The organism is Streptomyces sp. adm13(2018) (genome assembly GCF_008042145.1).
GTDB lineage: Bacteria > Actinomycetota > Actinomycetes > Streptomycetales > Streptomycetaceae > Streptomyces.
In genome coordinates this window covers 484,530-485,582 of the sequence record NZ_RDBH01000114.1, presented here as the reverse complement: position 1 = coordinate 485,582, position 1,053 = coordinate 484,530, and the positions used below count along the sequence as shown (strand labels likewise).

The following is a 1,053-nucleotide window of genomic DNA, read 5'->3' as shown; positions in this document are numbered from 1 at the left end:
CGACGCGGGGTGGAGCAGCTCGGTAGCTCGCTGGGCTCATAACCCAGAGGTCGCAGGTTCAAATCCTGTCCCCGCTACGAGAAGGAAGGGGCCCGGCTGATGCCGGGCCCCTTCCGCGTTCTCCCGCTCGCCCTCGCCTCGGCCCCGTCACCGGGGCCCCAGGAAGGGCGGGCTCCCCACAGCAACAGCAACAACAGCAGGGGACAAACGAAAACGGTCGGCGACGCGGGGTGGAGCAGCTCGGTAGCTCGCTGGGCTCATAACCCAGAGGTCGCAGGTTCAAATCCTGTCCCCGCTACGAGAAGGAAGGGGCCCGGCTGATGCCGGGCCCCTTCCGCGTTCTCCCGCTCGCCCTCGCCTCGGCCCCGTCACCGGGGCCCCAGGAAGGGCGGGCTCCCCACAGCAACAGCAACAACAGCAGGGGACAAACGAAAACGGTCGGCATCGTGATCACGATGCCGACCGTTCCTCGGTTTCCCGAGCTTGTGCGCGAGGGGGGAGTTGAACCCCCACGCCCTTTCGGGCACTGGAACCTGAATCCAGCGCGTCTGCCTATTCCGCCACCCGCGCATTGGGTGTGCTCCGGGCTCTCTCACTTTTCGGCGGGAGTGCCTGGCGACATCTGAAGATTAGCACGTCGCAGACCGTGGATTCACATCCGTTTGTTCGGCCTCCGCTCAGCCAGACCAAGGTGAGGGAGTGACAGACGGACGGAGGAGGGAAGGAGGGTCCTGGCAGCACGCACGGGAAGAACGCGGGAAGGACGCGGGAGGACGCCGACCGCGAGGGACAGGGAGAGGGATGAAGAGGACGAGTCGGGAGAAGAGCGGACTCGGGAAGGAGCGGGATGTGTCACAGAAGCCTGCCGCGCCCGCGCCGGCCGCGACCGAACCGTCCCTGCTCCGACCGGCGGTGTGACGTTGGTCATGGCGTGTGGCAAGGGGCGGGCGAGGACTTGTGTAGAGTGGGGATCATCGACGCGGGGTGGAGCAGCTCGGTAGCTCGCTGGGCTCATAACCCAGAGGTCGCAGGTTCAAATCCTGTCCCCGCTAC

General features: G+C 66.4%; 4 tRNA genes. 3 read left to right on the top strand and 1 reads right to left on the bottom strand.

What is annotated here, in order from left to right:
- The first annotated feature begins 3 nt into the window (after positions 1-3).
- A tRNA-Met gene (locus EAO70_RS14585) sits at positions 4-77 on the top strand.
- Between the two features lie 147 nt (positions 78-224).
- Positions 225-298 (top strand) — tRNA-Met (locus tag EAO70_RS14580).
- Positions 299-486: 188 nt separating this feature from the next.
- On the opposite strand, the gene EAO70_RS14575 is transcribed toward EAO70_RS14580, so the two are convergent.
- A tRNA-Leu gene (locus EAO70_RS14575) sits at positions 487-570 on the bottom strand.
- Between the two features lie 408 nt (positions 571-978).
- Here EAO70_RS14575 and EAO70_RS14570 point away from each other — a divergent pair.
- A tRNA-Met gene (locus EAO70_RS14570) sits at positions 979-1,052 on the top strand.
- Position 1,053: the final 1 nt, after the last annotated feature.